Origin of the sequence: Hyphomicrobium denitrificans 1NES1 (assembly GCF_000230975.2) — a bacterium.
GTDB classification, from domain to species: domain Bacteria; phylum Pseudomonadota; class Alphaproteobacteria; order Rhizobiales; family Hyphomicrobiaceae; genus Hyphomicrobium_B; species Hyphomicrobium_B denitrificans_A.
The window spans coordinates 1063328-1087140 of sequence record NC_021172.1; the positions used below are offsets into that span (position 1 = coordinate 1063328).

Sequence of the window (23813 nt, forward strand, 5' to 3'; positions counted from 1 at the left end):
GATCTCCCCGGCAGCGTCCCTAAACGGCGTCGAACCCGAATGGCGTTCCAGAGTTGTAACTGTGTTCGCACGGCGTAGCGATCGCCAGGGTATGACATGGGTAAAAGCGAGCAGAAGACCTTCAAATCGGAAGACGCGGAAATGCTCGATTGGACGGAGTCCATTTCCTCCGTCATCGCGTTCGAAGGCACAGGTCGTGCCGACGACATCTTGAAGGAAGTCGTCGAGCGTGCGCGCCGGAGCGGTGCTGCGCTGCCGTTCGCCTCGAGCACCGCGTACATAAATACGATCCCGTTGCGCGAGGAAGTGAAACATCCGGGTGATCGCGAACTCGAACATCGGATTGTGGCGGCGATCCGCTGGAATGCCGCGGCGATGGTTGTCCGCGCCAATAAGGACTCGGCCGGGCTTGGCGGTCACATCGCCAGCTACCAGTCGGCGGCCACGCTTTACGAAACCGGCTTCATGCATTTTTGGCACGCGCCATCCGAAGACCACGGCGGTGACCTGATCATGATCCAGGGGCATTCGTCTCCCGGGATTTATGCACGCGCGTTCCTCGAAGGCCGTCTTAGTGAGGATCAGCTTGTGCATTTCCGGCGCGAGGTCGGCGGCCGCGGCCTTCCTTCTTATCCGCATCCCTGGCTGATGCCGGATTTCTGGCAGTTCCCAACCGTTTCGATGGGATTGGGACCCCTGATGGCGATCTATCAGGCCCGCTTTCTCAAATATCTCGGCGACCGTGGCCTCGCGAATACCGAAGGGCGCAAGATCTGGGTATTCTGCGGCGACGGTGAGATGGACGAGCCAGAAAGCCTCGGCGCCATCTCGCTTGCAGGTCGCGAAAAACTCGACAACCTGATCTTCGTCATCAACTGCAACCTGCAACGGCTCGACGGGCCTGTTCGCGGCAACGGGAAGATCATCCAGGAACTCGAACGCAATTTTCGCGGCGCCGGGTGGAATGTCATCAAGGTGATCTGGGGCTCGCAATGGGACGAACTTCTGGCGCGCGATTCCACCGGCAGGCTCCGGCAGTTGATGGAGGAATGCGTCGACGGCGAATATCAGGTCTTCAAGTCGCGCGACGGCGCATACATCCGCGAAAATTTCTTCGGACGATATCCCGAGACGGCGGCGCTCGTTGCGGACTGGTCGGACGAGAAAATCTGGCGCCTGACGCGCGGTGGCCATGATCCGTCGAAGGTCTACGCCGCCTATCACGCCGCCGTCCGCCATAAGGATCAGCCGACCTGCATCCTGGCGAAGACCGTCAAAGGCTACGGCATGGGCAATGCAGGCGAGGCGACGATGCTCGCGCACCAATCCAAGAAGATGGATGTCGACGCGCTCAAGCATTTTCGCGACCGCTTCAAGGTTCCGCTGGCCGACGAGAAGATCGGAGATGTTCCCTTCATCCGCTTTCCGAAGGGGTCTCCGGAGGACACGTATCTGCATAAGACGCGGGCGTCGCTCGGCGGATACCTGCCCGCGCGCCGGCAGAAATCGCAATCGCTTCCTGTACCGCCGCTCTCAACTTTCGAAACGCAACTCAAAGGTTCCGAGGGGCGCGAAATATCGACGACGATGGCATTTGTTCGCATTCTGACGACGCTGATGCGTGACAAGGAACTCGGGCGGCGCATCGTACCTATCGTTCCGGACGAAAGCCGCACGTTCGGCATGGAGGGCATGTTCCGGCAGTTCGGCATCTTCAGTCAGGTTGGGCAGCTCTATCGTCCGCAGGATGCCGATCAGCTCATGTTCTACAAAGAAGACAAGTCCGGCCAGATGCTACAAGAAGGCATCAACGAGGCGGGCGCGATGGCGTCGTGGATGGCGGCGGCAACGAGCTATTCGACGTCGAATGTGCCGATGGTGCCGTTCTACATCTTCTATTCGATGTTCGGATTCCAGCGCGTAGGCGATCTCGCCTGGGCGGCAGGCGACGAGCGTTGCCGAGGATTCCTGCTTGGCGGCACGTCGGGTCGGACGACGCTTAATGGCGAAGGCCTGCAGCACGAAGACGGACACAGCCACATCCTCTCGGCGACGGTGCCGAACTGTATCTCGTATGATCCGGCGTTCGGCTATGAGGTCGCGGTCATCATTCAGAACGGCCTGAAACGCATGCTGACGGATCAGGAGGATGTGTACTTTTATCTGACCTTGCTCAACGAGAACTATGAGCATCCTCCGATGCCGGCCGGTATCGAGGGCGACATCATCAAGGGCATGTATCTGTTCCGATCCGCGCCGGAGAACGCCAAAGGCTATAAGGTGCAGCTGATGGGTTCGGGTGCAATTCTCCGCGAATCCATTGCGGCCGCCGATTTGCTGCGCGACGACTGGGGTATTGAGGCCGACATCTGGAGTGTGACGAGCTTTACCGAGCTTGCGCGCGAAGCCTACGATGTTCAGCGGTGGAACCTGCTGCATCCAGAAGAAGCGCCGCGCGTTCCGTATGCGATACGGAAAATCTCCGAGCGCGGCGACGGACCCGTCATTGCGTCGACCGACTACATGAAGCTGTATGCCAATCAGATCCGCCCGGCTGTCCCGAACCGCTATAGTGTGCTCGGCACGGATGGGTTTGGACGTTCGGATTTTCGCCGCACGCTAAGATCGTTCTTCGAGATAGATCGCCATTTCATTGCGACTGCGGCGCTGAAAGCGCTGGCGGATGAAAACAAAATTCCATCTGTCAGAGTGGCGGAAGCCATCCGTAAATACGAGATCGATCCCGACAAGCCGAACCCTGCCCGCAACTGACGAACCGACAGGCCGAAGATATGCCGCTTGTAGATGTGAGGGTGCCCAACATCGGTGATTTCGACAACGTGCCGGTTGTCGAGATTCAGGTGAAGCCGGGTGACGAGGTGAAGGCCGACGATCCGCTGATCACGCTCGAAAGCGACAAGGCCGCGATGGACGTCCCGTCGCCCGAGACGGGTAGGGTGGCGGAAATTCTGGTCGGCATCGGCGACAAGGTCAGCGAAGGTAGCGCAATCATTCGCCTCGACGTTTCGGGTGAAGCCAAAGCGGAATCCAAATCCGGAAACGGCAAAAGCGATGACGTGGCTTCGGAAACTCGACAGAAGACAGCGAAGGCGCCCGCACCAGAGCCTGTTGCGCCGGAATCCGATGAGCATTCTTTGCCTGCGCCTAAGGATTTTGGGTCCGTTCACGCGAGTCCCTCTGTCCGCAGGATCGCGCGCGAGCTTGGCGTCGATCTGACGAAGATAAGCGGCACGGGCGATAAGGGTCGCGTGACGAAGGATGACGTGAAGCACCACATCGCGTTGAGCGAAGGCGGCGGAGGGTCGGGTATCCCTGAAATTCCCGCCCAGGATTTCGCCAAGTACGGGCCCATCGAAACGAAGCCGATGTCACGGTTGAAAAAGCTGACCGGCCCGAGCCTGCATCGCGCGTGGCTCAACGTGCCTCACGTCACGAACGCGGACGAGGCCGATATCACGGACCTCGAGGCCTATCGTAAGACGCTTGATGAATCGGCGAAAGCGAAGGGCTACCGCGTGACGCTGGTCGCCTTTCTATTAAAGTCCGCGGTCTCCGCGTTGAAGGAATATCCCGACGTCAATTCCTCTCTCGCGCCGTCGAAGGATGCGCTGATCCTCAAGCGCTACTACAACATTGGCGTTGCCGTCGATACCCCGGACGGACTTGTCGTGCCGGTTATTCGCGATGTCGATCGCAAGGGAATTCTTGAGCTCAGCCAGGAACTGACGAGCGTTTCGGCTCGGATGCGCGAGGGCAAGATCACACCGGCCGACATAACCGGAAGCACGTTCTCGATATCGAGTCTCGGCGGTATCGGTGGCACGACATTCACACCAATCGTCAACGCACCGGAGGTCGCGATCCTCGGAGCCGTGCGAGCTAAAATACAGCCCGTTTGGAACGATGGTACGTTCGAACCGCGATTGATGCTGCCGCTCTGCCTTTCCTACGATCATCGTGCGATCGACGGCGCGCTTGCCGCACGTTTTCTTCGCAAGATTTGCGATGCGCTCGCAGATGTGCGCCAGCTCGTATTGTAAGGGAACAGCGACGCGATGAGCGCGGAGGACACGCGTATTCCGGATAATATGTGCGACGTCGTCGTGCTTGGAGCAGGGCCGGGCGGATACTCGGCGGCGTTTCGTGCTGCCGATCTCGGCGCCAAGACGATCCTTGTCGATCGCTGGCCTGTGCTCGGCGGCGTTTGCCTGAATGTGGGATGCATTCCGTCGAAAGCGTTGCTGCATACTGCTTTCGTCATCGATGCAGCCCGGAGCATGGCCGCGCATGGCGTCGCATTTTCGGCCCCTGAGATAGATTTAAGGAAGCTCGCCGCACACAAGGATGCCGTTGTTGCAAAACTTACAAATGGTCTTGCCGCGATGGCGAAAGCTCGCAAGGTCACGACGCTGCAGGGAACGGGCGCCTTCACTGACGCGCATCGTCTGCGGATACTGTCTGAAGACGGCCGGGAAGTAACCGTTCGCTTCGAAAAGGCGATCATCGCCGCAGGTTCGGAGGCGGTGGCATTGCCATTCCTTCCCGCCGATCCGCGCATCGTCGACTCTGCCGGCGCGCTCGATCTCCGGCAGATCCCGAAGAAGATGCTTGTGATCGGCGGCGGCATCATCGGTCTCGAAATGGCGACGGTCTATTCGACGCTCGGCGCGAGCATCGATGTGGTGGAAGTGCTCGACGGCTTGATGCTCGGTGCCGACCGCGATCTCGTCGCCGTCTGGCAGAAAGTCAATGCGCGACGGTTCGATCGCGTCATGCTGCAGACGAGAGTCATTGCAGCCGAAGCAAAGGCCGACGGCCTTCATGTGCAGTTCGAGGGCGCGCACGCACCGTCAGAGCCGCAAGCCTACGACATGGTTCTCGTCGCCGTCGGCCGGAAGCCGAACGGCAAGCAGATCGGCGTTGAGGAAGCTGGCGTTGTTGTAGCCGAGCGCGGCTTCGTCCCCGTCGACAAGCAGATGCGCACCAACGTCTCGCATATCTTCGCCATCGGCGACATTGCAGGGGAGCCGATGCTTGCGCACAAAGCCGTCCATGAAGGCCATGTCGCGGCGGAGAACGCCACCGGACGGACGAGCTACTTCGATGCCCGGCAAATCCCGTCTGTCGCCTATACCGACCCCGAAATCGCCTGGGCGGGCGTGACGGAAACCGACGCCAAGACGCAGGGTATCGCGTATCGCAAAGCTATTTTTCCGTGGGCCGCATCCGGACGCGCTATTGCCAACGGCCGCGAGGAAGGCTTCACGAAGCTGTTGTTCGATACCGAAACGCGACGGATTATCGGCGGCGGCATTGTCGGTATCGAAGCCGGCAATCTCATTTCGGAAATTTGTCTCGCTATCGAGATGGGAGCCGATGCGATCGATATCGGCAAGACGATCCATCCGCATCCGACCCTTTCGGAATCGATCGGCATGGCTGCTGAAGTTTTCGAAGGCGTTTGCACCGATCTGCCACCGCAAAAGCGGACGTGAGTGGTTTCACATTATCTGGTATGTCTGCGGCGCGAGGAATATGCCGACAGTAGCCGCGCACGTTTGCGTGGATCACTGAGCTTTCCGTTTTCTTATTTAAATGTAATGCAGCACACAGCGCCGGCCTGTCCGCTACCGTTGTGCTCCTGCGAAAGCTATCGGTGACTCCCTCCCACGTGGCCGCCGGCCATGGGGCCGTGTGAGAATGCATGGCCTGGCATGCTGCTGTGTGCCTCGATGCCCGATCCATGGCTAGGCGTTCCGATACCTGTCCCCGGGGTCATCGTGGGTTGCGTGAAGTGCGGCGCCGTCAGCGGAGCGGGATAATTGCTCGCCGGGTTCTGCGTCGGAGGTGTCGTCAGGGGCTGAGGATACATGCTCGGTGACAGAGCTGACGGCGCGGGCGTCGCTCGAAGTCCGGATGTTCCGGTACTTGTGCCGTTATTCGATGAACTACCCTTTAGGATGGCGTTGTAGCTTTCTCCGGGGGCATTCGGGTCGGAAGAATTTTCAGCAGGATTTGAGGCGGTGCTGCCGGCGGCGGCTCCGGGATCAATCAGCAGGCGCTCTGGACTTGGGGCGGAAGAATCGAGCCTGTTCTGCTCAACTGGCGACGGCGACACGTTGACGGGTGTCTCGGAAGAACCCGAGGCGCCTTGATTGGTCGCGCTCGTCGATGGCGATGATGTTGTGGCGCCGCTCGGATTGGATGTGTTGGGTGACACAGTTGTGTTTGCTGGGGAAGTGGATGTGCCGGAATTTGTAGTGGTTTGTGCTGCGGCGGGCATTGTCACGATCAGTATCGCTACCGCCGCCGAATATATTCGCGAGTCCATGAGCCACGTCCTTCAAGACTCCCCCTTTCCGGCGTAAACTCGACGGCACATTCCTAGTTCCTTGAGAATGATCCGGGGTCTCGCACTCGCGCGAGGCTGGACGCCGGCTGGGTTCAGCGAGAAACGGGAGGACGCTTTCAGTCCTAATCCCGGACGAGAGAATGAGCCATTGGGCCAAGAAATTGTCTGCATGCTTATTGCGTAAACAGGATTTATGTCGTTGATTGAACTCCAGGCTTGAAGCTTTTTTCCATTCGTTTCGACCCAAAAAATTTTCTTCATTGCTCATTATGGCAAGCGACGCGAATGCGCACTCGCCCCTCTACGGGGCTATGTGAAAATCATCTTACCCGCTCTCCTCTTGTTCCGGTGTCACCGATAACTAAAGGTTTGCGTTATGCCGAGCGTGCGGGAAGTTGACGTCGCAAGTCCCACATCCGCGGCCGAGCCGTCGCCGCAAGAGATCGACTCCATGATGGCGGAAGCAATCGCCGTAGACGCGCTGCTTCAGAGGAAGCACCCCGGCACCTTCGATGTTATGCTCGCCATATCGGTTTATCTCTCCTCTCCCGCCCGACGTTGCCAAATCCGACGCGGATAAAGATCCTGCGGCGCGTTAGCTCAAATGGAGCGACGCCCTGTCACTCGTATTCCGGAACTTGCCGGAGTACGGTCCGCAGCAATCCCACTCGCGGTTGCCTCTCCGATTAACCTGTCGGAAAAGAGAACCAAATTCTTTACCCATGCGTTATGTTATGGTGGTTCGACACGGCCACGGCAACGTCTCAAAAATAACGCACATGGCAAAAGACAAATTGGCAATTGCCCTCGGTGGCGGCGCCGCCCGCGGTTGGGCACATATCGGCGTTCTTCGTGCATTGGTGGAAGCCGGTCTGACACCCGACATCGTGGTCGGTACATCGATCGGGGCCATCGTCGGCGGACATTTCGCGGGCGGTCGGCTCGATCAGCTTGAGGATTTCGCTCGGGGACTGACGCGCCGCCGCGTCTTCGGCTATCTCGATCTGAGCGTGTCGGGCTCCGGATTAATCGCGGGGGAGCGCCTGTTCGCCCGTTTCGACGACCATCTGAACGGGTTGCGCATCGAAACTTTGCCCACCAAATTTGCCGCGATTGCAACAGACCTTTCGAGCGGACATGAGATCTGGCTTCGCCGCGGGCATGTCAACGACGCCGTGCGCGCCTCTTCCGCAATTCCGGGCATCGTCCGGCCCGTCAAGTTAAATGGCCGCTGGTTGATTGACGGTTGCCTCGTCAATCCGATCCCCGTCTCGGTTTGCCGGGCTTTGGGCGCGCGGACGGTCATCGCCATCAATCTCACGAGCGAGTTCGGCCGTGGCGGTATTCTCGTCGATGATGAAATTGAAGAGGCCGAGAGCGAGCCAGTTACGGAGGATGCGGCTCCGATCACGCGCTGGAATGGCCGCGGCGCGCTGCAGCTTCTGCACCGCCAGCTATTCGGTCATCAGAAGCAAGCGGCGCCGGGAATTACGTCGGTGATCTTGAATTCCTTCAGCATATTTCATGACCGCATTGCTCGTGCCCGGTTGATGGGCGATCCGCCGGACCTTTTGATTGCGCCTGACCTTGCGCATGTCGGCGTTCTCGATTTCCATCGCGCCGATGAGATGATCGCGGCTGGGCGCGCCGCAATAGAGCCGCATCTGCCGATCGTCGAGCGCTACCTGAGCGAACCCGCGAACGGCATCCAGGGGCGGCTGTTCTCTCCCCCCTGATTGCACTGCGCTTGCCCGCACGATGCGAACCCGCGGTTCAGCTATGCAGCATCGCCGGCCGGCCGCCTATCGCCGTTGCCATGGGAAGTCGAACTGCGGGGCTCGTTCAGCACCATAAGGAGCGGCGTCAGCCCCTCGGTATTGACGAGCTTGAAAATTTCGATGTCGTTACGAGCGGCCTCGCTCCAGCCGGCGATCTGCAGAGCCCGCTCGGCCTTCGAAAACAGGCCGTGATTTCGGACGGCCCGCTTGTCGACGTACTTTTTGAGTTCGTCGCCCGCCATGCCCTGCTCTTCGGCCCATTTCTTCCGGATTTCCGTCAAGTCCGTATCGCTTGCCTGCGATTCTTCCCGTTTCAGCTCCTTCAGTTCGTTCTCCTGCAAAAGCCACCATCGGCCGCCCTTTGGCCATCTGACGAGTTCCAGGTCGCTCAGCACACCAGCCAGCTGATTGATCGCCATGCCCTTCGCAGCTTCATCCCTGTTCTCGGGATCGCAGCTATAGAGGTTCGGTATTACCAGATAGGACGCCTTGTTGTGATGCACGAAATGCCGGCGCACCCACTCGAGATCGGCACCCGGAGCTCGGCTTACGGCGGTGTCGATTGCATCGCGGATCTGGCGCGCCAGGGCGCCCGAGGGGCGGACTGATGGCGGCTCACGCGGCGGGTTGAGGATCGCCATTGCCAGCAATCCCATGTCGATGCCGATGGTCGCGAGCAGCGCGATGACGTCGCGGCCCGTGATCGGTTCGCCCTGGTCGGTGTGGCCCGCCGTTACGACTTTGCCGCCCGAAAAGACGTAGCGGAACGCACTTGACGTATAGGCGCCAATGTTACCCCAAAGATTTTTGACGGCGTTAGCGACGCCGGCTGGCCCCTCGTTGAAGACTGCTTCGCGCAATTTCAGTTCGGCCGGCTGATCGGCTTGATCGGCAGCAGCGCGAAGCCGCTCGGCAAGTGTCGGATCGTAGCATGACGATCCGGATTTCCCCGGCGGCACGGCGACGGAATCGGCAAGTGCGCGCATCTCCGCCGCCGTCGAACGTCCAAGCTGATTGCTGCGCGCCGCGATATTACGGGCAAGCCCGCGGATTTCGGTGGCCTTGTTCTCGAAATTCCGTTGCCGCTCTTCGATTGTCGCTCCGCCGAGCACGTCGGCAGCCTGGCGCAGGGATTGGACATCGGCCTGTACGGGTTCGAGCCACGACTTTGTCATACCGTCGCGCAAGGCCGCGACGGAATCGCGGACGCTGCGGCGCGCATTGTAAAGCGGGCCTTTGCCGGCACCGGATGGTACGCCGCAACTGCCGCCGCTCGTTTCTTCGCGCGTCATCTGGCTTTCAGACCAGGTGACGACGTTGTCGAGCTGACCGCGCACGGCATCGAGACGCGCTGCAACGGCAGCACTCGCGTCGCGCGCATCTTCCTGGAGACCGGCGAGGCCGGTGCGTGTTGCTTCTTCGCCCGAAATCAGGCTCCACCAGAACCCATATCCGAACCCGATCGACCAGATGGCAAGGAACACATAGAGCGGAAACGTGACCAGTCGTTCGCGAAGCCGGCGCTTGGCGCCGAACGTTTCGCGTAATGTTAGCCACATCAGAAACGTCAGTGCGACGACGACGACAACGACGAGAACATCGTTCGAGACGGAGAGGCCGCTTGAGTTGGGAGCGCTCGGCGTCGCGGAAACGCCGACGATGAAATCGCGCATGCCATGCCAGGTGGCATAGCCCGATATGATCAGGAGCATGAACGACGCAATGCCGATCAGCGTGTTGCGCCCAAAGATATAGTCGACGACCCTGGCGATCCGGCTTGGCCCTATGTCATCAGACATGTTCAAACTCCACGCACACTGAGATGGAACACTTAGCGGAGTTAGCGTGCTGATGAGGTGACAGGGAAGCAACACTCGCGCGAATGGCTGCTTTAAAATAGCCCTTTGAGGCGCTTTTTCCATTCGGTGGAACGACGCGAGCCCATTGCCGTTCTGCAACTATGGCTGACTAGCTGAAGGGTTGGGATATGAAAAAATTGATCACTGTATCGGCTGCTCTGACGCTTCTGGGCGCTATGCCTGCGTTGGCAGCGTCATCGAGCAGCGCCGGCAGCTCGCGAGGCGCAACGACCGGCGCGCAAATGAACCAAGGTGCCCGGATGGGTAATCCAGGTATGGGAACGAACGCACCGAATACCGGCCCGGGCACATTCCAGAGCAGGGCGCCCTATACTCCGACCGCTCGGTAGCAGTACAGGCACGAGTGGGGGCGTCAACAGTTCCGGCACTAGCGGGGCAGGCACAAGTCCCGCGCGGTAAGAGCAATCAACGGAATCGGCGGGCCGGACGCACAAAACCCGGCCCGTCGCATTTTTCCGGTTCGCGGTCACTGTATCGTGGGAATCGGCAAGCACTCCATCACCTCCACCCGGTCTCCCGGGAAGATCGTGAAGTGAGGATGGTTGAGGAAAAGCTTCGCGGCCTCGTCCTGAGAATTCGCTTTCACGACCGTCCAGGCTCCGAGCTCGTTGCGCGTGTCAGTTATACCATTCTTGTCGGCGCGTTTTGTCTTGCCGAGCGGCGTACCCATTTCGGTAATCGCGTCTTTGTGATCCGCGACCCATTTATGCCACGCGGCCATGCCGGCCTGCTCTCGTTCCTTACGTTTGGCTTCCGGCAACTTCTTCCATGTTTCCATCGCTTCCGGCTTTCCGAGAAATACGGCGAGATAGCTTTTCATAACGACACTCCGCTGCTTGAACATTCGCTCTATTTTTTGACGGGCCCGTTGATCGCCCAAATCACTCCAAACGGGTCTTGCACTTGGCCATACCGATCGCCCCAGAACATGTCAGAGACCGGCATTTTCGGCGTGCAGCCCGCAGCGACGGCGCGATCGAACCAAGCGTCCGTATCATCGACGGTGAGCGTGACGTTGAAGGCTGCAGGAGCGACGACCGGATGGCCGTGCTCCGGATAAAAATCTCCGAGCATCACGGACGAGCCATTGATGTAAAGATGAGCATGCATCGTTCGCCCTTTGTCGTCAGGCGGATAAAGTCTCGCCAGCTCACCGGCGAACGCCTTGTGGTAGAACTCGGCGGCTTTGACGGCGCCATCGACGGCGAGATAGACGATCGCGCCTCCTTTGACGGGCGGATTGGTCGTGTTGGACATGATGCTCTCCACTTTGGCTGTGCGCCGAGGACGGGCAGGCTGAGTGAAATCCGACAGCGCTCCCGAAAAATTATCCGGCGTCTTGAATCAGTCGGTCCAGATGCCGGCGAATGTGGGCGGCCTGTGCGGGCGTTCCGGCCAAGGCTATGGCACGGTCGAAGTCTGCACGTGCTTCGCCGGTTCGGCCGAGCTGCAATAGAAAAGCGCCGCGTGTGCCGAAATAATGGAAGTAGCCGGATAGAGCTTTTTCCAGAGGCGCAATCATCGTGAGCCCAGCCTCTGGTCCATGAAGTTTCGCGGTCACCACAGCGCGGTTCAACGTAATGACTGGCGAGGGCTGCATCCGTTCCAGCGCCGCGTAGAGGGCGTCAATACCAGCCCAATCCGTTTCGACGAAATGCGCAGCGCGTGCGTGTGTTGCAGCGATCGCAGCCTGGACTTGATAGGGGCCGGGTCGGTTATGGCGCATCGCCTTGTCCAAAAGCGCCACGCCTTCGTTGATCAGCTTCGCGTTCCAGAGGACGCGATCCTGATCTTCGAGCAGGATCACCTCACCCTCGCTATCGAAGCGTGCCGGTAGCCGCGACTGCTGCAGAAGCATCAGCGCGGTCAATCCCATGGTTTCCGGTTCCGTTTGAAACATACGCAGAAGCAGCCGCGCCAGTCGGATGGCTTCGTCGCAGAGAGACGCGCGCGCCGGATCATTGCCCGCGGTATAGCCTTCGTTGAAGAGCAAATAGATCATCGCCGCGACCGCCGCGAGGCGCTCGCTCCGCTCGATCGGGCCCGGCGTCTCGAACGGCACATCGGCTTTCGCAATCCGCGCTTTGGCACGCGTGATGCGCTGCTCCATTGCCGCGTCGCTCACGAGAAAGGCGCGCGCGATCTGCGCGACCGAAAGGCCGGATACGATGCGAAGGGCTAACGCAACCTGCTGCGTCGCGGGAAGCTCGGGATGGCAGCAGATGAACAGCAATCGTAGAACATCATCGCGATAGTGCGAGGCATCCAGCCGCTCGACGAGCGGAGCCTCCGCATCGGTGAGATCGGAGATCATCTCATCAGGCGGCAGCGCGACGTCGCGATTGCGCCGGCGCGTGCCGTCGAGCGTTGCGTTTCGCCCCACCAGGATCAGCCATGCAACCGGATCGCGAGGCGGTCCATTCCGCGGCCAGTTTTTGAGCGCACGGAGGCACGCCTCCTGATAAGCCTCTTCCGCGGTGTCCATATCGCGGAAATAGCGGAGGAGTGCACTGACGGCCTGCGGCCGAGCCGCAGTCAATGTGCTATCGATCCAGGCGGGGTCATGGATGACTTGGTTCATCTCAGTAAGCTTTGACGCGATCCTTAGGTGCATTCGGACGGGCTTCCGGCACGTAGAGCGCTACAGGACGGATCTCATAGACGCTTGTCGGATTGGCTGCAGAAAGCTCGCGCGCAATGGCGAGCGCGGCGTCGAGATCAGGAACGTCGATGACGTAAAAGCCGAGCAGCTGTTCTTTCGTCTCGGCGAAAGGCCCATCGATGACCATGTCAGGGGCGCGCAAAGTCGTGGCGGTGGTTGTCGGCAGAAGCCGGAGCGCGGGACCGAGCTTGCCTTCTTTGACGAGCTTTTCGTGGACTACATTCAGGCGGCTCATCACCGCATCGTCTTCTTCCTTGCTCCAGGACCACACGACGTCTTCTTTATTATAGCAAAGCAGGGTGTAGAGCATGCCATCTCCTTTTGGGCTTCCCTAGGACGGTCCTGTACGGGTTAGTCCGACTGGATCGAGAGAAAATTTGAGTGATGTCATCGTTTCATAGCTGAAGCGCCATTTTTGTATTGAAACGTGGCGCGAGCCAGTTCGGAGGCCGCCGCTCGGGCAAAAATAACAAAATAGCGCCTCAGTCGCTTGTCGGATCGGGCATGTCTCGAACGTCTTGATGGCAGGAAGCGGAGCCGTCGCGCCGCTTGCACGCAGAAAACCAGGGAGCAACATCGTGTCCGAGAAACTGAAAACAGCCGCTACCTCCACGAACACCGTTCGCTTGCACCGCGTATTTGCCACCAAGCCCGAGAAGGTCTACCGCGCTTTCCTGGAAGCAGACGCCACGGCCAAATGGCTGCCGCCCAACGGCTTTACGTGCAAGGTTGATCATATGGATCCGAAGGTCGGCGGCAAATTCAGGATGTCGTTCACAAACTTCACGACGGGAAAGGCGCATTCATTCGGCGGAGAGTACCTCGAACTCATTCCGAATGAACTCATCCACTACACCGATAGCTTCGATGATCAGAATCTTCCCGGCACCATGCACGTGACGATTGCCCTCAAGTCGGTCTCAGTAGGGACAGAGATCAACATCGAGCAAGCGGGCCTGCCGGCCGTCATTCCGGTTGAAGCCTGTTATCTTGGCTGGCAGCAGTCTCTTACGCAGCTTGCGCAGCTCGTCGAGCCGGACATCGCCGAGTAAAAGGCTCGCGCAGTATTGGATCGGATCAGACAAATACTTTAGGCGGCGGCAGGGGAGTTTGCTCGAGCCACTTCGGCACCGGCAAACCCTTCTCCCGCAGGAAGTGCGGATTGAACATTTTCGACTGATACCGCATGCCGAGGTCGCACAGCACGGTCACGATCGTCTTGCCACGCCCAAGTTCTCTGGCGAGCCGAATAGCTCCCGCAATATTGACTCCGCTTGAAGCGCCGAGGCAAAGACCTTCTTCCCGTACCAGATTGAAAGCGATATCGAGAGCCTCTGCGTCCGGGATCCGATATGAGAAATCCGGCATGAAGCCCTTGAGGTTTTTCGTGATGCGAGTTTGGCCTATGCCCTCAGCAATGGATGATCCCTCGGCCTTCAGCTGCCCGGTCGTATAATAGCTGTGAAGCGCCGCGCCGGGCGGATCCGCGAGCGCGATCTTAATGTCTTTGCATCGCTCCCGCAGTCCCTGGGTAACGCCGGCGAGCGTGCCTCCTGTGCCAACCGCCGAGACGAAGCCATGGACTCTTCCCTGGGTCTGTTCCCAAATCTCCGCGGCAGTTGTCTCGACGTGAGCCTGCCGGTTGGCGATGTTGTCGAACTGGTTTGCCCAGATGACGCCGTTCGGTTCGGTCTTGGCCAGAGCCGCGACCAGCCGTTCGGAGTAATTTACGTAGTTGTTGGGGTCCGAGTAGGGAACGACCGGTACTTCGACGAGCTCTGCGCCCAAGAGCCGGAGCGCATCCTTTTTCTCAATCGATTGGTTGTCCGGGATCACGATGACGGTTCTGCAGCCCATGACGTTGCCGATCATGGTCAGTCCGATACCCGTGTTTCCCGCCGTTCCCTCGACGATCACGCCGCCTGACCGGATCTGGCCTTTGGTCCACGCATCGTCAAAGATGAAGAGCGCCGCGCGGTCCTTGACCGACTGGCCGGGATTCATGAACTCGGCTTTGCCGAGGATCGTGCATCCCGTAATTTCCGATGCGGCACGAAGCTTGATGAGTGGGGTATTCCCAACGGCGCGGGCGAGCGTGAAGGCAAGTCGCAAGGCTGTCTCCTCGGGTGCACATCGAGATCAGTGAAGCAGTGGGCCTTTCGCTGTCTTCCAGGCGGCGAGCCCGCCGTGGATATGGCATGCCGACGAAAGGCCGGAATCCCGAGCCGCCTGCACGGCCATGGCCGAGCGTTCGCCGAATGCGCAATAGAAGACGATCCGTTTCGTTGCGGCGAGTTCGTGGAGGATTCCTCCCCGATGCAGATTTTCCTGCAGCGCTGGATACGGGGCATGGAGCGAGCCCGGGATCTCACCGTTGCGTTCCCGCTCGTTCCGTTCGCGCAAGTCTACAAACGCGACGTCGGGGCGGCCGATAAAGGCAATCGCTTCCGAGGGCGTGACTGCCCAACCGCGCTGCGCGATTTCATTTTGCACCAGCCCAACGTGCATGTTGGCCGGTACGGCAACGTCCATCATCTTCGGATCGGGCAGGTGCAGGTTGTTCATCAGGTCAATGTACTCTTCGACGGACGCTACGCGCAGGCGCGGATTGAAGTTCTTCTCCTCGCCGATGGTGCTGACAGTATCGCCCTTATAGTCGTGCGCAGGGAAAACAAACGTCGAGTCCGGCAACTTGAGCAGGCGATTGAAAATGGAGTCGTATTGGGCGCGTGCGTCGCCGTTTTGAAAGTCCGTCCGGCCCGTGCCGCGTATCAGCAACGTGTCGCCCGTGAAAACGCGGTCCGGCATGATGAATGAATAGGAATCGTCCGTGTGTCCCGGCGTGTAAATCACGTCGAGGCTGACGCCTTCAATCGTCAGCTTTTCGCCATCGGAGAGCCGCATCGACACGATGTCGGCCTTGCTCTGCTCGCCCATGACGGTAATGCAGTGCGTGCGGTCGCGAAGTGCGCCAAGACCGGTAATGTGATCTGCGTGGAGGTGCGTATCGACGGCCTTCACGAGCCGTAGGTCGAGTTCATTCAGCAGCTGAATGTAGCGGTCGACTTTTTCGAGAACGGGATCGATGATGAGAGCTTCAGCGCCATGCCGGCTGGCGAGCAGATAGCTGTAGGTGCTGGAGACGGTGTCAAACAGTTGACGGAAAATCACTGTCGTCGTCTCCGCGTTGGCTTGCGCACGTCGATAGCAATCTAGCGATCCAAGCCGATTGGCGGGCCGCCGGCCCACGAGGCGCCGGATACCCGCTACCGGTTCAACTATATCACGACGACGGCTGCTTTGCCTTGCGAATATACGGCAGGATTGTTTCGAAAGGACCGAAGCGCTTGATGGCATCTTCGTCAGAGACCGAGCCAGCGATGACGATATCTTCTCCGGGCTGCCAGTCGGCCGGTGTCGAAACCGGGTGCTTCGCGGTGAGCTGAATGGAATCGATGGCGCGCAGGATTTCCTGGAAGTTGCGGCCAGTCGACATCGGATACGTCAGGATTAATTTGACCTTCTTATCGGGCCCGATGACGAAGACCGAACGCACGGTCTGGTTGTCGGCAGGCGAGCGCCCTTCCGACGTATCGCCAGCAGAAGCCGGCAGCATGTCGTAAAGCTTGGCGACGGCGAGATCTTTGTCGCCGATCAGCGGATAGTTGACGGTGTGACCACTCACTTTTTGGATGTCGCCCTTCCACCTATGGTGGCTGTCGACCGGATCGACCGAAATGCCGATGATCTTCGTGTTGCGCCGGTCGAACTCCTTCTGCAGTCCGGCCATGGTTCCGAGCTCGGTTGTGCAGATCGGCGTGAAATCCTTGGGGTGCGAGAACAGGACCACCCATCCATCGCCGATCCAGTCATGGAAATGGATTGGTCCGTCCGTCGTGTCGGCCGTGAAATCGGGAGCCGTGTCGTTGATGCGCAGGGTCATGCCTCTCTCCTCTCGTTGAACCCTAGGCGGTCCAGCACCTGCGATGAGCATCGCTGACCAACCGGGTTGTTCTATATGGGCGTTAAAATAGCGGATTGGCTCGCCTAGATAAAAGCGGCGCGCGTAACCTGCAGCTCAATTCTAGCATGAACGGCGAGAGTTTTGCGAAGGCCCGGTCGGCGCGGCATTTCGCGAGGTCGTGGGCGGTCGTTCGCGGAAGGAACGCGACAGCAATACAAATGGCCGGATCGCAAAGCCGCACTACGCCGCACTACATCGCAACGCGATGGATGCCGGTCATCAAGCCCTGCGTAAAGCGCCCTGGCGCGGGAATCTTCAAGAACGTAGACGCGCGCCCCTTGCGTTCTGGTGACTCGCATCGTGGAACCGAGCATGCTACGCCGCCATAGAATTTATAATGAAATTTCTTCGAGTCTGCGAAACCCCGAAATGCTTGTCGGCCCCATCGTCGGTGGAGTGCCCCGGTTCGGATATGAATACTCGCCGCTCGACTGTATGAGCCGACCGTTCCAGCGCAACGGATGTGCGACGTCGGAACTCAAGCGCGTCCGGGTTGCGCAGCATGAAATCATAAATCGAGCGATCAAAGCATCAACCGGAGACAAGGTCTCGTTCATCGACCCTTATGACTTTTTGTGTGACGAGGTATCCTGCCGGAATCTCGATGACGATAAACGTCCGATTTATTCGGATGAATCGCACCTGTCACGCTGGGGATCGGTTTATCTTGTAACCAAGATGGTCGACGCGTTGGCGTCAGCGCTGGAACAGGGGCAGGACGTTGCAGCGGCGCGCTGACATCGTTATCCGGGATGATTGTGTGGCGGGAGGCTCGATGCGGGCATTCCGATCGACGGCGAGGGTTCTCTCCACATACAAGCGAGATGCTGTCCGCATGGCAATTCTGAAGGAAATACTGGTGCCGGCTGTAGGATTTGAACCTACGACCCCCTGATTACAAATCAGGTGCACTACCACTGTGCTAAGCCGGCAACGTACCTTCAACTGCGCCGAGAATGGGGTGCCAATGAAGGGACGACGGGCGACACCTCGCTCATCGATCTTGGGATGTCAACTACGCCCGCTGTCAGCGATGTCGTTTCGCTCCCCATCGACGTGAAAACCGGGCGGACGACGGCCACCCCTCACAAAAAAGGGGAGCAGAATGCCTGCTCCCCATAGACCCTTGAAAGTCTTCCTTAGATCACGGGCACCACCAGATCGGGCCGACGATGATGCAGCCGCGGGTGCGCCAGTCACCAGGTCGCGCGTTGTATCGATGCCAATGCGCGGGCGCTTTATCGTAACGGCCGCCCGGGGTGTAGTGCCGCCGCTTATGCTGAAACTTCCGTCTCTGATGGCGAGTGTCTTTGTAGTCTGCTATGTGAACGCCGGTGGACGCAGACGCAGACGCAACCGCGCTCGGCTTCGTGACCGTCATTGCCAATACGTCCGGCCACCGCAGCCATTGGGTGTCCCGTAAGCCTCAATGGGCCGGTGGAGGATGAGCCCGGCCGGGCACAGATGCTACGGCGCGGACAAAATCGCGGTTCCGGCGCCGAACTGGCATGGCGTTAAACCGATCTTCAGCTAATCTGGGCAAACGATTCTCATGCGCTGGGGTGCGATCATGCCGCGGCGTCATGGCCACTCGGGAGTTTGCCTATGCCCACGAAATCCTTGACGGCTATGGCCGCGATTGCCGTGGCGCTGTGCGTCAGTAGCTATTCCGCTTCGGCTTTCGATGCGCTGCATCGGCCGGACTTGCGCTACCATGAGTTCGATCCTGATAGAGCCGCCGCCCTCGATCGCTATTATCACTATTATTATGATCCGCGCGGTTACTATCCCTACTACAACTCAGGAGAGTGGGGCGGGCCTTCGATTAATCGCTTCCGCGGGCACCTGCCACCCTACTATGCGTCGTGGGGTTCGACGAACCGCCGCTACTACCATGTCGAATGGCATCGCCGCCACTACGGCGGTCATCGTCGCGGCGATTGGTGACCCGTTCATCTTCTGTATGGGAAGACGTCATCGCGCAGCCGCAAGCTTTGCGCGTTCGCGCCATATTTTAATGGTTTCTAGAAGTTCATCATTATTGAGAACTGAGTGCCGCATTTGTCTTGGTGTCTTTGCCATTTGTGTGAGGCGAGCCACCGCTGCGGCACGTAGGAGGGCCAGTTGATGAAGAAGTTTGCGCACGGATTTATGGCGCTATCGGTTGCAGCAGGCATGACGTTGGCGTCAGCACCGGAAGCCCAGGCATGGCGTGGACGCGGCGGCGGGGTTGGTCTCGGCGTCGCGGCCGGTATCATAGGTCTCGGTGTCGGCGCAGCGATTGCCGACGGATACCGCGGGCCGCGCTATTACTCACGTTATGATGATGGCTGCTTTCGTGGTCCGCGGGAGTGCCATTGGGCGCATCGGCGCTGCTTCGAAAACGAATACGGTGACACGGTCTGCCGGGGCGGTCGCTATGTCTGCGAGCGCCCGTTGATCTGCGACTGAAGAGGCGCGGACCGAACACGGCGAGATGATCGGGCCGGTGCGAAGTCTCCGCACCGGCTTTTCATTTTCGCCGCGCCTGCATGGCAGCGTAGAGAGCGATGGCCGCTGCGTTTGATACGTTGAGACTGGCGACGGGGCCGTCCGTTGAAATACGAACCAGCTTATCGCAGGTCTTGCGCGTCAACTCCCTCAGACCCTTGCCTTCGGACCCCATAACCAGCGCCGTCGGCCGCGACCAATCGAGATCTTCAATCGCGGTATCCGCGCTGCCGTCAAGGCCGACGAGTGCAAACCCCGCGTCCCGCAGTTCTTCGAGCGCGCGTGCCAGATTCGCGACCAGCGCGACGGGGATGAGGTCCAGCGCGCCGGAGGCGGACTTCGCGAGAACGCCGTTGAGCGGCGGACTATGCCGGTGCGTCATCACGAGGCCGCTGGCGCCGAACACGGCGGAAGATCTCAGAATCGCGCCGACGTTGTGCGGGTCGGTGACCTGATCGAGCACGATCAGGGGCCGCCCATCGGAAACGCGAGCCAACTCGTCCCACTGCGGCTCGGGCAGCGGTTCCGTTTCGAGTGCCACGCCCTGATGCACGGTGTCGGGACCGAGGAGGCGATCAAGGTCACGCGGCGTGACGCGATCGATCGTCGCGTTAATCGGGCCGACGGCTTCGATCAGCCGGCGCTCAGCGTTTTCGGTCAGCAACAGGCGATGAATACGTCGCGCCGGGTTCTTCAGTGCTGCCTCGACGGCGTGCAGGCCGAAGAGCCGAAGCGGACCCTCCGCATCCTCTCTGGCGCGCCCTCGCGCGATGTCTCTCGGCAGCGATTTTGCGCGTTGAGGCATGCCGGCGTGGCTGCCAGCCGGCGCCGAAAAGCGATTTTTCTCGCGCCACGGCTTTTTGAAATGGTCTTTGGGCAGGGTCTTTCTCGCGATTGGTTGGCTTGCCCGGCTGGAACGCGCCTGCCGTGGCGTCGGCGCGGGCCGCCCCCGGGGGTGGTGCAAGCTGGCGCAACCGTTGGACCTTGCAGCTTTTCCGATTGACAGGGAAGGCCCTCGTGAAGATAACGCGGGCGGAGGCCCTGCCTTGATCGGCGGGGCGCTTTCATTTGGACTGCGGGCACGGCCTGCGGCCTTGGAGAGGTGCCCGAGTGGCTAAAGGGGACGGACTGTAAATCCGTTGGCTTCGCCTACGCTGGTTCGAATCCAGCCCTCTCCACCAATGACTTAGCAAAATGATCCTTGAATTTGGCACAGGTTTGGCACGCGGCGAGGGGTCGTGGGTGGTCGATTTTTCCTGGTTGATGATGCGGCGGCTGACTTGCACGAGCGCGTGTGGGGACCAGTAGTGAATGGGGTCGCAACTGGGGGCGGAGGTCCAATCGCTTCGGGTACGTTTGGCGGGATGGTCGCCAGAGCAATTCAGATGCCGAGAGAACGATGGGCAGACCTGAGTATCAGTGTCGATCACCATGCCGCTGGTGGTAAGACGTGGCTAGAGTTTGCTGATATTCAGGAAGTCTTTAAGAGAGCTGATTTTCCGAAATAAGATCGGGTTCTCGTAGATGTTGCCGATGACTGATATCGGCATCCAATTGTACTCGCTTCCCTTGATAATAGCCCACATCCAACCGTTAAAGTTTTCGTCCCAAGTCATTACTGCGCGGTACTCAGCTTTTTGACCGGCGCAGTGATATAATTCGCTTCTAATATGTATCGGCAGGGTGCGTTTCGAGCCTCCACGATCCTGGCGAAGCACGATGAAAACTATATGCCTCGCGAAGCTGCTGCTGCGCTCCGGAGTCCCAAGTCTGGCGCAACCGCTCGATAGCGCAGCTGATTCGCATCAAAAAAACGGCGACCTGTCTCTCGTCTGCAGCTGACACCCGAAGAGATGCGCGGCGGTTACCCCCTTATGGCGAGAGAAAATAGTCCTCTCCTACCGCATCAGGACTAGATGGCGGAAATGATTGTACGGTGCGATAGTCCGCCCCCTTCGTGTCAGAAGAACATGCGGATTCAGAAATGAGACAGATACTCTTGCTCGCAATATTTCTCGCCCATTCCAGCGTGGCCGTAGCTGTAAGTGACAGGTTGAAGGATGCTTGCTCGTCGGACTACGTCGCTTACTGCAGTCCATATAAGGTCACATCTCCCCCAAGCGCGTCGTTAAGAGCGTGCATGCGGGCTCATCGCCATCAGCTGTCTGAGAGCTGCCTCAGAGCATTGGGAGATTCGGGGTATGTGAGCAGACGTGAGATTGAGGATTACAAGCGGGGAAGATAGGCAGTCTTTACAGGCAACGTAAGCTACTTGCACCTATCGGTTTGCTCTGACCCATCACTCGCAGGATTTATCTATCACCAGAAAGGTAACTCTCAATTTTATAAATGTCTTCTGATGAAAACTGAATCTGCGGCATGTCTTTGTGTCGTGAGCCAATCCCCTCAGCCAGTTCAAATTCCAACCGCTCAGTCGGGTATGAACGGAGGACGATCCAAAGGTTCGGTGCTTCTTTGAGCGGGCTCGCGGTTTCCGCTGCTAGTGCATGACAACGGCCACAGTTCTTTTGAAGGAGATCTTTGCCGTTTTCGTTATCAGCTGCATCGGTCGGTACCGAACAGCAAAGAAACAGCAGACCTACCGAGACTCTGAACCACAACCGCTGCATGAGTTTACCCTTCAAGGTATGAGCCATGCGCACTCCGGTTTTGCCGTTGTGCACCGTGAGCGGGAGTCACTTTCTTGTTCTGCTGTCCTCAGTACGTTCTTGGGTGCTGGCCGGCATATTGTACTTCCCAAACCCAAAAATCGCAAATCGGTGTAAAGCGGTTTACCAACGCCTACCGCTTGCTTTTTGGCTTTTTACCGGGCCCTGACACCGTGACCGCAATCTTTAGCGTCCGTCTGGATGAAGTTGGGAAAGACAGGCGCCCGCACGTCATCGTCGCTGGCGGGGTTGGTACGTTGGAGCAATGGAGCGATCTCGAACAAAAATGGGACCGCCTCATGAAAAGCAAAGGTATTGGTATTTTTCACAAATGCGACTTCGATGATCGCAAGGGCGATTTTGAGAATTGGGGTGATCTCAAGTGCCGAAACCTGATCAAAGCGCAAGAGAAGGCTATAAGAAACTGCATTCCCTTCACGATTGCCGTTGCCGTGGAAAAGAAAACACACGCCAAGGTGAAGAAGGCAATGCAGAACATCAGACACTTCAAGGCTGATTCCGATTACGGGCTTTGCTTCAGAGTTATTCGGTTTCTCGTGTGCCAAAAGATCGCCAAGCAGGTGCCGAAAGCCAAAGTTCAGTTCCTTCTTGAGCAGGGCCCGGACGCGGCGGATGCGAGCGTGATCTACGAAGACATCCGGCGAACCATAGGAGCTAAATACAGGCCAGCAATGTATGCTGAGATGCTGAATGGTTTTGCATCTTCGGCGAAGGGCCAGTTTCGGAGCCTTGAGGCTGCGGACTACTTGGCGGGAAGAGCAATGGAGGATTTCGAGGCTGGTCACTTCCTCAGCACCAAAAGGGGCAACCAAATATCGATGCTGATGGACGAGGAGTTTTTAACTCATTGGCATGAAGACATGATCAAAGCCCGAGAGCATCGGCGCGCCCACTACATCAATTCTCGTTCGAAGCCTTCTTCTTCGGACGAGCAAGCTTCTTAAAGGCGTGTTCAGCCTCTCTACCGCTCTCATCCACCCCGTGTTCCTTCGCGGTTTCCTGAAACCGTTTGAACTGCTCTTTGGGGTCTAGTTCTGGTTCTTTGCGTTTGGGCATTTTTCAAAGCTCGCTTCTTCTCTCATCAGCATACCATGATTTGTCCGTTCCATGCGGAGTCAGAATCAGATGCTTGGGTCCGCGCCCAAGACAACACCAGAAAGCTGTGAATTGCTTCTTGTCTCCGGTTGCGGCGAGCATGGCATTGGGCTGATAAGCAAGAGGCAAGCTCGGGGTCAGATCCCGGCTTGCCTCTGGTGAGCCCTTTTACGGGCCCGACTAGCGCACCACCCCATCCCAGCAACGTGAAAGCGGAGGTGAGAATGACGGCTAAATAATAATCCCGCCCTTTCGGGCACCCAATAGGGCTTAGGGACGGGCCGCATGCGTGCCGCCCGTCCCGCTTCTCTACACCAATTTGGAGGGCTCAGCCAATGAGCACCGATTCTATGTCCACAGCTAACTACGCTGCTGTAATAGCCGATTTGCGCGCCAAGCGGGACGAGTTGGAGCGCACAATCAGTATGTTGGAGGCTATGGCTCAGTTAGCTCCATCAGGTACCGCCGCCGTAAGCCAGCCCGTTCGCCCTGTTTTTGTGATGGATGCGACTGCTGATGCCCCATTGGGCCACTTTGTTTCCCCGCCAGCAACTGGCAATACGGGCATTGGCGATGCTGTGGCGAGAATTCTCAAGGACAATCAGGGCCGAGCGCTTTCAACCAGAGAAGTAACAGACTTACTTTTGCGGTCAGGATTTCCGCAAACGACAGAAAACCCCGTCAATAATGTGTGGTCTGCCTTATCCCATCGAATGAAGACTAAGGGCGATGTTGCGCGCGAGGGAAAGAACTGGCGATTTGCGAGGTTGGAAAAAGCGCCTCAGGCGAATTCGCTACAAAATATGAATGGCCATTGATGG

23 protein-coding genes and 2 tRNA genes are annotated in these 23813 nt (G+C 58.6%); 13 read left to right on the forward strand and 12 right to left on the reverse strand.

Translation table 11 applies throughout. The features are described 5' to 3' along the window. Positions 1-96: 96 nt before the first annotated feature. The 5 genes from aceE to HYPDE_RS05100 all read left to right on the forward strand — a co-directional run bounded on the left by aceE (position 97) and on the right by HYPDE_RS05100 (position 8109). Positions 97-2772, forward strand: coding sequence for a pyruvate dehydrogenase (acetyl-transferring), homodimeric type (aceE, locus tag HYPDE_RS05075; protein ID WP_015597312.1), 2676 nt, complete (start codon positions 97-99; stop codon positions 2770-2772). A gap of 20 nt (positions 2773-2792) precedes the next feature. After that, positions 2793-4061: a 2-oxo acid dehydrogenase subunit E2 gene (locus HYPDE_RS05080; protein WP_041320014.1), complete on the forward strand. Its 1269-nt coding sequence runs from the start codon at positions 2793-2795 to the stop codon at positions 4059-4061. Between the two features lie 15 nt (positions 4062-4076). Beyond that, entirely contained in the window at positions 4077-5516 is a 1440-nt protein-coding gene (gene lpdA, locus HYPDE_RS05085) for a dihydrolipoyl dehydrogenase (RefSeq protein WP_144061208.1), read from the forward strand. Between the two features lie 660 nt (positions 5517-6176). Beyond that, positions 6177-6389 carry a hypothetical protein gene (locus HYPDE_RS05090; protein ID WP_015597316.1) on the forward strand — a complete coding sequence of 71 codons (213 nt, stop codon included), beginning with the start codon at positions 6177-6179 and terminating at the stop codon, positions 6387-6389. A gap of 763 nt (positions 6390-7152) precedes the next feature. After that, positions 7153-8109 (forward strand): patatin-like phospholipase family protein, encoded by a 957-nt coding sequence (locus HYPDE_RS05100; protein WP_041320016.1) that lies wholly within the window; start codon positions 7153-7155, stop codon positions 8107-8109. Positions 8110-8150: 41 nt separating this feature from the next. Here HYPDE_RS05100 and HYPDE_RS05105 read toward each other — a convergent pair whose 3' ends face one another. The 5 genes from HYPDE_RS05105 to HYPDE_RS05125 all read right to left on the reverse strand — a co-directional run bounded on the left by HYPDE_RS05105 (position 8151) and on the right by HYPDE_RS05125 (position 13003). After that, positions 8151-9950: a hypothetical protein gene (locus HYPDE_RS05105; RefSeq protein ID WP_015597319.1), complete on the reverse strand. Its 1800-nt coding sequence runs from the start codon at positions 9948-9950 to the stop codon at positions 8151-8153. 547 nt (positions 9951-10497) lie between these two features. Further along, entirely contained in the window at positions 10498-10851 is a 354-nt protein-coding gene (locus tag HYPDE_RS05110; RefSeq protein ID WP_041320886.1) for a hypothetical protein, read from the reverse strand. A 29-nt stretch (positions 10852-10880) separates the two neighbouring features. Then, positions 10881-11288: a VOC family protein gene (locus HYPDE_RS05115; RefSeq protein ID WP_041320887.1), complete on the reverse strand. Its 408-nt coding sequence runs from the start codon at positions 11286-11288 to the stop codon at positions 10881-10883. Positions 11289-11358: 70 nt separating this feature from the next. Further along, positions 11359-12612 carry an RNA polymerase sigma factor gene (locus HYPDE_RS05120; protein ID WP_015597323.1) on the reverse strand — a complete coding sequence of 418 codons (1254 nt, stop codon included), beginning with the start codon at positions 12610-12612 and terminating at the stop codon, positions 11359-11361. A gap of 1 nt (position 12613) precedes the next feature. Continuing rightward, entirely contained in the window at positions 12614-13003 is a 390-nt protein-coding gene (locus tag HYPDE_RS05125) for a YciI family protein (protein ID WP_015597324.1), read from the reverse strand. Positions 13004-13271: 268 nt separating this feature from the next. Between HYPDE_RS05125 and HYPDE_RS05130 the strand changes: the two genes are divergently transcribed. Further along, on the forward strand, positions 13272-13745 hold the full coding sequence (locus HYPDE_RS05130) for an SRPBCC family protein (protein ID WP_051112047.1): 474 nt from the start codon (positions 13272-13274) through the stop codon (positions 13743-13745). A 25-nt stretch (positions 13746-13770) separates the two neighbouring features. Here the strand turns inward: HYPDE_RS05130 and HYPDE_RS05135 are convergent, their stop codons facing one another. From HYPDE_RS05135 to HYPDE_RS05145, 3 genes are all read right to left on the reverse strand, one after another. Then, positions 13771-14805, reverse strand: a complete 1035-nt coding sequence (locus HYPDE_RS05135) for a cysteine synthase A (protein WP_015597326.1) — start codon at positions 14803-14805, stop codon at positions 13771-13773. A gap of 27 nt (positions 14806-14832) precedes the next feature. Further along, positions 14833-15864: an MBL fold metallo-hydrolase gene (locus HYPDE_RS05140; RefSeq protein WP_015597327.1), complete on the reverse strand. Its 1032-nt coding sequence runs from the start codon at positions 15862-15864 to the stop codon at positions 14833-14835. 112 nt (positions 15865-15976) lie between these two features. Then, positions 15977-16636 (reverse strand): peroxiredoxin, encoded by a 660-nt coding sequence (locus HYPDE_RS05145; RefSeq protein ID WP_015597328.1) that lies wholly within the window; start codon positions 16634-16636, stop codon positions 15977-15979. Between the two features lie 450 nt (positions 16637-17086). On the opposite strand from HYPDE_RS05145, the gene HYPDE_RS05150 reads away from it, so the two are divergent. After that, positions 17087-17455 (forward strand): SGNH hydrolase domain-containing protein, encoded by a 369-nt coding sequence (locus HYPDE_RS05150; RefSeq protein ID WP_015597329.1) that lies wholly within the window; start codon positions 17087-17089, stop codon positions 17453-17455. 119 nt (positions 17456-17574) lie between these two features. Here HYPDE_RS05150 and HYPDE_RS05155 read toward each other — a convergent pair. Continuing rightward, positions 17575-17649, reverse strand: a tRNA-Thr gene (locus tag HYPDE_RS05155). 673 nt (positions 17650-18322) lie between these two features. Between HYPDE_RS05155 and HYPDE_RS05160 the strand changes: the two genes are divergently transcribed. Both HYPDE_RS05160 and HYPDE_RS05165 read left to right on the forward strand, forming a co-directional pair. Next, entirely contained in the window at positions 18323-18664 is a 342-nt protein-coding gene (locus tag HYPDE_RS05160; protein ID WP_015597332.1) for a hypothetical protein, read from the forward strand. A gap of 180 nt (positions 18665-18844) precedes the next feature. Beyond that, a complete protein-coding gene (locus HYPDE_RS05165) occupies positions 18845-19168 on the forward strand; it encodes a hypothetical protein (protein ID WP_015597333.1) in 324 nt (107 codons plus the stop codon). Positions 19169-19229: 61 nt separating this feature from the next. Here HYPDE_RS05165 and rlmB read toward each other — a convergent pair whose 3' ends face one another. After that, positions 19230-20012, reverse strand: coding sequence for a 23S rRNA (guanosine(2251)-2'-O)-methyltransferase RlmB (gene rlmB / locus HYPDE_RS05170; RefSeq protein WP_015597334.1), 783 nt, complete (start codon positions 20010-20012; stop codon positions 19230-19232). Between the two features lie 291 nt (positions 20013-20303). On the opposite strand from rlmB, the gene HYPDE_RS05175 reads away from it, so the two are divergent. Continuing rightward, a tRNA-Tyr gene (locus HYPDE_RS05175) sits at positions 20304-20388 on the forward strand. A 273-nt stretch (positions 20389-20661) separates the two neighbouring features. Here the strand turns inward: HYPDE_RS05175 and HYPDE_RS19805 are convergent. Beyond that, complete coding sequence (locus tag HYPDE_RS19805; RefSeq protein WP_432263862.1) at positions 20662-20823, reverse strand: hypothetical protein; 162 nt, start codon at positions 20821-20823, stop codon at positions 20662-20664. A 54-nt stretch (positions 20824-20877) separates the two neighbouring features. Here HYPDE_RS19805 and HYPDE_RS19070 point away from each other — a divergent pair, with 54 nt between their 5' ends. Next, on the forward strand, positions 20878-20997 hold the full coding sequence (locus HYPDE_RS19070) for a cytochrome c maturation protein CcmE (RefSeq protein ID WP_144061209.1): 120 nt from the start codon (positions 20878-20880) through the stop codon (positions 20995-20997). Between the two features lie 522 nt (positions 20998-21519). Here the strand turns inward: HYPDE_RS19070 and HYPDE_RS19075 are convergent. Beyond that, complete coding sequence (locus HYPDE_RS19075; protein WP_015597337.1) at positions 21520-21864, reverse strand: c-type cytochrome; 345 nt, start codon at positions 21862-21864, stop codon at positions 21520-21522. A 185-nt stretch (positions 21865-22049) separates the two neighbouring features. On the opposite strand from HYPDE_RS19075, the gene HYPDE_RS05185 reads away from it, so the two are divergent. Together HYPDE_RS05185 and HYPDE_RS05190 are read left to right on the forward strand one after the other, a co-directional pair. Then, positions 22050-22841 carry a hypothetical protein gene (locus HYPDE_RS05185; RefSeq protein WP_144061210.1) on the forward strand — a complete coding sequence of 264 codons (792 nt, stop codon included), beginning with the start codon at positions 22050-22052 and terminating at the stop codon, positions 22839-22841. 486 nt (positions 22842-23327) lie between these two features. Beyond that, complete coding sequence (locus HYPDE_RS05190; RefSeq protein ID WP_015597339.1) at positions 23328-23810, forward strand: hypothetical protein; 483 nt, start codon at positions 23328-23330, stop codon at positions 23808-23810. Positions 23811-23813: the final 3 nt, after the last annotated feature.